At 63.7% G+C, this 6,139-nt stretch carries 7 protein-coding genes; 1 reads left to right on the top strand and 6 read right to left on the bottom strand.

Features of this window, described 5'->3' with window-relative positions:
* Positions 1-190 precede the first annotated feature (190 nt).
* From C6W55_RS14530 to C6W55_RS14520, 3 genes are all read right to left on the bottom strand, one after another.
* Positions 191-838, bottom strand: coding sequence for a non-canonical purine NTP pyrophosphatase (locus C6W55_RS14530; protein WP_015255442.1), 648 nt, complete (start codon positions 836-838; stop codon positions 191-193).
* Positions 835-1,581 carry a ribonuclease PH gene (gene rph, locus C6W55_RS14525; RefSeq protein ID WP_015255443.1) on the bottom strand — a complete coding sequence of 249 codons (747 nt, stop codon included), beginning with the start codon at positions 1,579-1,581 and terminating at the stop codon, positions 835-837. Before rph ends, C6W55_RS14530 begins: the two co-directional genes overlap by 4 nt.
* Before the next feature lie 222 nt (positions 1,582-1,803).
* Positions 1,804-2,883 (bottom strand): GerMN domain-containing protein, encoded by a 1,080-nt coding sequence (locus C6W55_RS14520; RefSeq protein ID WP_015255444.1) that lies wholly within the window; start codon positions 2,881-2,883, stop codon positions 1,804-1,806.
* A gap of 120 nt (positions 2,884-3,003) precedes the next feature.
* On the opposite strand from C6W55_RS14520, the gene C6W55_RS14515 reads away from it, so the two are divergent.
* Positions 3,004-3,537, top strand: coding sequence for a phosphatidylglycerophosphatase A family protein (locus C6W55_RS14515; protein WP_015255445.1), 534 nt, complete (start codon positions 3,004-3,006; stop codon positions 3,535-3,537).
* A 51-nt stretch (positions 3,538-3,588) separates the two neighbouring features.
* On the opposite strand, the gene C6W55_RS14510 is transcribed toward C6W55_RS14515, so the two are convergent.
* The 3 genes from C6W55_RS14510 to C6W55_RS14500 all read right to left on the bottom strand — a co-directional run bounded on the left by C6W55_RS14510 (position 3,589) and on the right by C6W55_RS14500 (position 6,074).
* Positions 3,589-4,575: an MBL fold metallo-hydrolase gene (locus C6W55_RS14510; protein WP_286893461.1), complete on the bottom strand. Its 987-nt coding sequence runs from the start codon at positions 4,573-4,575 to the stop codon at positions 3,589-3,591.
* Positions 4,576-4,649: 74 nt separating this feature from the next.
* On the bottom strand, positions 4,650-5,606 hold the full coding sequence (locus C6W55_RS14505) for a sugar kinase (protein ID WP_213486138.1): 957 nt from the start codon (positions 5,604-5,606) through the stop codon (positions 4,650-4,652).
* 45 nt (positions 5,607-5,651) lie between these two features.
* Positions 5,652-6,074 (bottom strand): hypothetical protein, encoded by a 423-nt coding sequence (locus C6W55_RS14500; RefSeq protein ID WP_015255448.1) that lies wholly within the window; start codon positions 6,072-6,074, stop codon positions 5,652-5,654.
* Positions 6,075-6,139: the final 65 nt, after the last annotated feature.

Here is a 6,139-nt window from a genome sequence, read left to right as displayed (position 1 = left end):
GTTCGTGTACCTTGGCCCGTGCGTTTGCCTCCGGCTTCCTTCAGATTCGGCCTCGCGACCGACACCCTTGCCCTCGGCTAATGGCAGGCGCTCGCCAGCCCCCATTCCGGACTTTCACCGTAGAGATGACGCCCATGCCGGGCGTACAGCAAGAAGGCCGGCGGTCCGAACCGCCGGCCTTCTCCGTTGTTCAACGCGTTTTCCGCAGCAGATCCGCAAGCTTCGCCAGCGCGCGGCCGCGATGGCTGATCGACTGCTTCTCTTCCGTCGTCAGCTGGGCCATCGTCCGGCCGAATGCCGGCACCCAGAACAGCGGGTCGTAGCCGAACCCGCCGCTGCCGAGCGGTCTGTCGATGATCCAGCCGTCCACCATGCCGTCCGCCTCCGCGAACGCGCCGGTCTCCGGATCGTAGAGCGCCAGCGCGCAGACGAAGCGCGCCCGGCTGAGCGCGCGCACACCCTCGGGCAGGCCGGACGGCTGCGGCACGTCCGCCGCCCGCGCCGCCAGCTCGCGCAGCAGCTTCGCGTTGTTCGCGGCATCGCCGGCGTCTTCGCCGGCATAGCGGGCGGAGAAGACGCCCGGCTCTCCGCCCAGCGCCTCCGTCTCGAGGCCGGAGTCGTCGGCGAGCACCGGCACGCCGAGCGCCTCGCCCGCGGTGCGCGCCTTCTTGCGCGCATTGTCGGCGAACGTCTCGCCGTCTTCGACGATCGCGGGCACCCGATCGTCGCCGGAGAGCGTCCGTACGGCGAGCCCCAGCGGCGCGAGGGCGTGCGCGAACTCGCGTGCCTTCCCTTCGTTCTTCGTGGCGATGACGATGACGCTTAAGTCCCGGCTCATGCCGATCCCGCTCCGATCCGCGCGCCCTTCTCGCCGAGCAGTTCGCGCTGCCGCTCGATCAGCTGCCGGATGCCGCCCTCGGCGAGTTCAAGCAGCCGGTTCAGCTCTTCGCGGCTGAACGGCCGCTCTTCTCCCGTGCCCTGCAACTCGACGAACTGGCCGGAGCCGGTCATGACCACGTTCATGTCGACCTTCGCGTTCGAATCTTCTTCGTAATTCAGATCGAGCAGCGGTTGTCCGTCCACGACGCCGACGCTGACCGAAGCGAGAAAGTCGGTGACCGGGTACTTCTCGAACGGCTGCTGCGCGTTCAGCTTGTCGACGGCGAGCGCCAGCGCGACGAACGCGCCGGTGATCGACGTCGTGCGCGTGCCGCCGTCGGCCAGGATGACGTCGCAATCGAGCGTAATCGTCCGCTCGCCGAGCGCTTCCAGATCGACGACCGACCGGAGCGCCCGGCCGATCAGCCGCTGGATTTCCATCGTCCGGCCGCTCAGCTTGCCCCGCGCCGCCTCGCGCTGGTTGCGCACCTGCGTCGCCCGCGGCAGCATGGAATATTCGGCCGTCACCCAGCCGCGCCCCTGCCCTTTCATGAAGGGCGGCACCTTGTCCTCGACGGTGGCGGTGCAGATCACCTTCGTGTTCCCCATCTCGATCCAGACCGATCCTTCGGCGTACGGATTCGGATTGAGTTGCATTACAAGAGGGCGGAGCTGGTCATCCGCCCGGTTGTCGTTGCGCATTCGGCTGCCTCCCGATGATATTCTTCCGCATAACGGGTATATTGTACCAAAGTCATCGGGGAAAAGCATCCGGAACGGGCTTTCGAGCCGTTTGTCTGCTGATTCCCGGATCGGAATCTCGCCTATACGATCAAAAAAATGCCGGCTTCCCCGGCGACGCTCCCGGCCTGTGAAGATCAGGCAAGCGGGATGCATCTTGCGGGCAGCCGGCCCGATGGCCGTTCATGTTTTCAGCGCGTTGACGTGCTCGGGACGACTGACCGGCTCGGCGTAGGAACGATTGTCCGTATCCACGACGTTCGACGAACCGTTCACCCGGATCTGCACCTTCCCGGCTCCCGTATTTTCGCTGACGGACAATACGACCGCCTGCAGCATTTCGGACGGAAGCGGCTGTCCCTCTTCGTAGGTGGCATCCTTCAGATCGACCACCGCCGTATCGCCGTCCACCGTGACCGACGCAGGCTCGACATCTTCCGTCATGACGCCGCTCAGCTCCGTGCCGCGCGCCGGTCCCGCGATCAATTCGCGAAGCGCGGCGACAGCCTGGTCTTCTTCGCGTTCCACCAGCCGGGTGACCGGAACGAAGTACGGATCGCCTACATCGGAGATCGACGAGAAATAGACGGTCACCGGCATCGAATTGCCGTAGGAGGCTCCCGGCGCCACTTCGAGATTGATGCCCATTGCCCGCGTGAGCGGTCCGTCCAGCGGGTAGCCGTCGACCGGCATTTCGCCGAGTTCCTCCCCATCGTGGCGCAGCAGGACGCCTTCAACGTCCTCAAGTCCGGTCAGCGTCCACGTCACCGCTTCCAGGATGCGCCGCTCATCCTGCGGATTGTAATCGGTGAACGAACCGGCGAAGTCGACGATCGCCACCCGCTGCTCCCGATCGATCGTCAGCTTCTCGATCCGCGTGCCGGCCGGAAGCACCCCGCGGAATCCTTCCGGCAACGCCCCGGCCTCGCTCCCCTCGATCATACGCTCCATCGCCCGGATGCCGGCTTCTTCGGCGTCGCGTGCCGCCGCGTTCACCGTCACCGGCGCCAGATATCCGCCCCTGTCCTTCACATAGACGGTCAGCGGCGTCACCGTTTCCGCCGTCTCGTCCGCGGACGCCGAACCCGGGGACGGTTGTCCGGTCTGCGGTTGAACCGCGTCAAGGTCTTCCGGTTCGACGTTCTGCGGCGGGTCAATCTGCCGGCTTGCCGGCTCGCCGAACAGGCTGCAGCCGGACAAGATGAGCGGTAAGGCCAGCAAGCCGGCGGCTGCGCTCCTGCGCAAGGAATGGAACCGATTCATCTGCTCTCGCGCCTCCCGTGCACCATTCAATAATTTGTGGGATTCAGAATTTTTGTAGTAGTATGTATACGAGTCTTGTCCAGCAATAGAACTGAATCCATCGAATGGGAGTGCAGACATATGCCGGAACCGAAACCCTACGTGCTGAACAGCAAAGAAGTTCAGCGCGCGACATTGGAGTGGCTGGAGAAACGCGGCGTGACAACGAGGCACATTGCGGAACTCGTCCATTACTTGCAATCGCCGTATTTTCCCGATCTGACACTGGAAGAATGCGAACATCACGTTGTTGCGGTGCTGTCCAAGCGCGAGGTGCAGAACGCCGTGCTGACCGGCATCCAGCTGGACATGCTGGCGGAGGAAGGCAAGCTGCTGCCGCCGCTTCAGGATATGGTGAGACACGACGAAGCGCTGTACGGCATCGACGAGGTTTTGGCCTTGTCCATCGTGAATGTCTACGGCAGCATCGGGTTTACGAACTTCGGCTACATCGACAAGCAGAAACCGGGCATCCTTAATAAACTGAACGACAAAACCGACGGGGAAATCCATACATTCCTCGATGACATCGTCGGCGCGATCGCCTCGTCCGCGGCGAGCCGGATGGCGCACCGCAAGCAGGAAGAGAAAGAAAACGGCCTGCCGTCTGACTGATGCCGGCAGGCCGGACCGGCACGCAGATGCCATCGATCCGTTGGCGGCCGCTCAGCCGCGCCGCCAGCGGAGGATGCCGTCGGCGCCCCGCGCGGAGGCCGCACGCCCTTCCCCGGCGAGATGCTCGAGATGCGCCAGCGTCTCGGACATGGCAAAGCGCAGATTGTGCAGGCTGCCCTGCACCCGCTCGCCGAACAGGCGCATGCAGACTTCATAGCCGGTGAGCGGCTCAGCCAGCATCTCCTCCATGGCCGCAAGCCGGCGGACGTGGTGCGCCCGGATCTCGCCGATCCGATCTCGCATGCCGCGGAACGGATCGCGGTGACCGGGGTACGCGAGAATGGTCTCGAACGTCTCCAGCTCCGCGAGACTGTGCAGGTACCTCGCCAGCACGCCGGGCTCCGCGCCCGGCACAAGACTGATGTTCGGCGTAATGCCGGGCAGCACCTGGTCGCCGCACAGCATGATCCGGCTCTCGCGCTGCCAGAAGCAGAGATGGCCGTCCGCATGGCCGGGCGTGTCGAGAATTTCCCATGCCCGTCCGCCGATCCCGATGGTCCCGCCTCCCTGGATAAACACCGGCTCCGGCAAAGGAGACACCATGGCGACGAAGCTTTCCAGATGCTCCGCGAGGGCTTCTTCCATCCCGCGCGGCAATCCGTTCTCCCTGTACAGCGCCTGAAGCTCTGCCGTGAACGTCCGTCCGGGTCCCCACAGCCGCATCGCGTACGCATAGGCCCGTTCGGACATGTACACCGGCGCTCCCGACCGCTCCTGAAACCAGCCGGCCAGCCCGATATGGTCGGGATGTTGGTGCGTCAGCACGATCGCCCGGATATCGGCCGCATGAATCCCGCATCGCCTCAACACATCCAGCCACAGCCCTTCGGCATCCGGCGTCCGCAGCCCCGGATCGACCAGCGTCCAGCCGTCATCGTCCGGAATCAGATAGCTGTTAACATATCGAAGCGCAAACGGCAGCGGCACCTTGACCCGGAGCCAGCCGCCGTCCAGCCGTTCTTCTCCCTCACGCGTCATCCTGCCCATCTCCTTCGCGGCGCAAAAATGTCCCGCGGCCGCATCAAGCGCCGCGGGACGTGTGTTGCCGTCCTTTATCGTTCGATCCGCTTCCGATCTTCCATGAGCCGTTCCACCGTGTTCCAGTCCGGCGTGGCTTCCCAGTCGCCGCGTCCCTGCACGACGAGGGAGCCGCAGATGCTGGCGATCCGGACCGCCTCGACGATCGGGCGGCCTTTCAGCAGCCCTGCGAGCAGCCCCGCGCAGAATCCGTCGCCGGCCCCGACGGTATCGACGACTTTCTCCGCCTTGTAGAACGGCACGGCGGTGCGTTTCCCGCCTTCGACGATGACCGTCGTCTCTCCGACACCTTTCACGACCGAGACGGCGGACAGTTCCGAAAGCCGGGCGAAGATCGCTTCCTCGTCCGTCGTATCATAGAGCAGCTGCAGCTCGTCGTAGCCGGGAAGGAAATAGTCCGCCTGTTCCGCGATCGGAAGCAGCACTTCCCTCGCTTCTTCAATCGTCCACAGCTTGAGTCTGAGATTCGGGTCGAAGGATACTTTGACTCCGGCTTCCTTCGCGATCCGGACAGCTTCCCGTACCGTGTCGCGAGCGCTTTCACTGATCGCGCACGTAATGCCGGTCACATGCAGGATTTTGCTGCCGCGGATATAATCCGCATCCAGGTCGGACGGCTTCATCCGGCTGGCCGCGGAAAGTTTCCGGTAGTAGTAAACCGACAATTTGCCGCCGGGATTGTCCCGAAACATGACGCCGGTCTGTTCGCCCGGCACGAGCCGCGCGCGGGAGACGTCAACGCCTTCGCCGCGGATCGCCTTCAGAATCTTGAGTCCGAACGGATCGTCGCCGAGCGCGCCGAACCAGCCGCTGGAAACGCCGAGCCGCGCGGCTCCGATGGCCAGATTGCTCTCCGCGCCGCCGAACGTCAGCTCCAGCGAAGCGGCCTGGTCAAGCCCTTTGTAATCCGGCGCCATGCACAGCGCCATCGATTCCCCGAACGTGATCAGGTCCGGTGATTGTGCCGCCATAACGCAAACAATCCCTTCTCCATGAAGTCGTAGAATGAACCGCAATCAAATATTCGAATACTGCATGACGAAGATGATGGCCACATACAGCACGAGCAGCAAGATGCTGAACAAGCGGACGCGCGAAATGGCGCCTGCCGCGCTCTCGCCGGACTTCGCGGCAGCTACAATCGCTTTCAAAGGCTTCGTCATGATGCCGCCGAGCGCCCCGATGCCCAGGAACAGCACCAGCGTCAGCGTGGACCAAAGCACGGAGTAATCGGCCAGCGTCATCATGTATCCGCCGGTCAGCAACTGCAGAACGAGACAGAATTGCGCCACCCGGTTTGCGATCAGCACCCCGTCGGCAAAACCGGCCTGCCCTTCGCTGCTGAGCTGCGTAATGCGGCCGACCAGGAACGGAAGCACCAGATAGATGCCCATCCCGACAGCCCCGATCGCATGCAGGAAATAGAAAAACTGACCCATTCGGCACCTCCTATCTGAACTACTCCCAGTATAGCCGAACTTGTCCGCCGACACAAAGCCGCAGC

This window comes from Thermobacillus sp. (assembly GCF_003390775.1).
GTDB classification, from domain to species: domain Bacteria; phylum Bacillota; class Bacilli; order Paenibacillales; family Paenibacillaceae; genus Thermobacillus; species Thermobacillus xylanilyticus.
This window is presented reverse-complemented; position numbering and strand designations above follow the sequence as displayed.

Excerpts from the sequence above, each read along its gene's own strand:
- C6W55_RS14530 (WP_015255442.1), bottom strand. The coding sequence starts at position 838 with ATGAGCCGGGACTTAAGCGTCATCGTCATCGCCACGAAGAACGAAGGG.
- rph (WP_015255443.1), bottom strand. The coding sequence starts at position 1,581 with ATGCGCAACGACAACCGGGCGGATGACCAGCTCCGCCCTCTTGTAATG.
- C6W55_RS14520 (WP_015255444.1), bottom strand. The coding sequence starts at position 2,883 with ATGAATCGGTTCCATTCCTTGCGCAGGAGCGCAGCCGCCGGCTTGCTG.
- C6W55_RS14515 (WP_015255445.1), top strand. The coding sequence starts at position 3,004 with ATGCCGGAACCGAAACCCTACGTGCTGAACAGCAAAGAAGTTCAGCGC.
- C6W55_RS14510 (WP_286893461.1), bottom strand. The coding sequence starts at position 4,575 with ATGACGCGTGAGGGAGAAGAACGGCTGGACGGCGGCTGGCTCCGGGTC.
- C6W55_RS14505 (WP_213486138.1), bottom strand. The coding sequence starts at position 5,606 with ATGGCGGCACAATCACCGGACCTGATCACGTTCGGGGAATCGATGGCG.
- C6W55_RS14500 (WP_015255448.1), bottom strand. The coding sequence starts at position 6,074 with ATGGGTCAGTTTTTCTATTTCCTGCATGCGATCGGGGCTGTCGGGATG.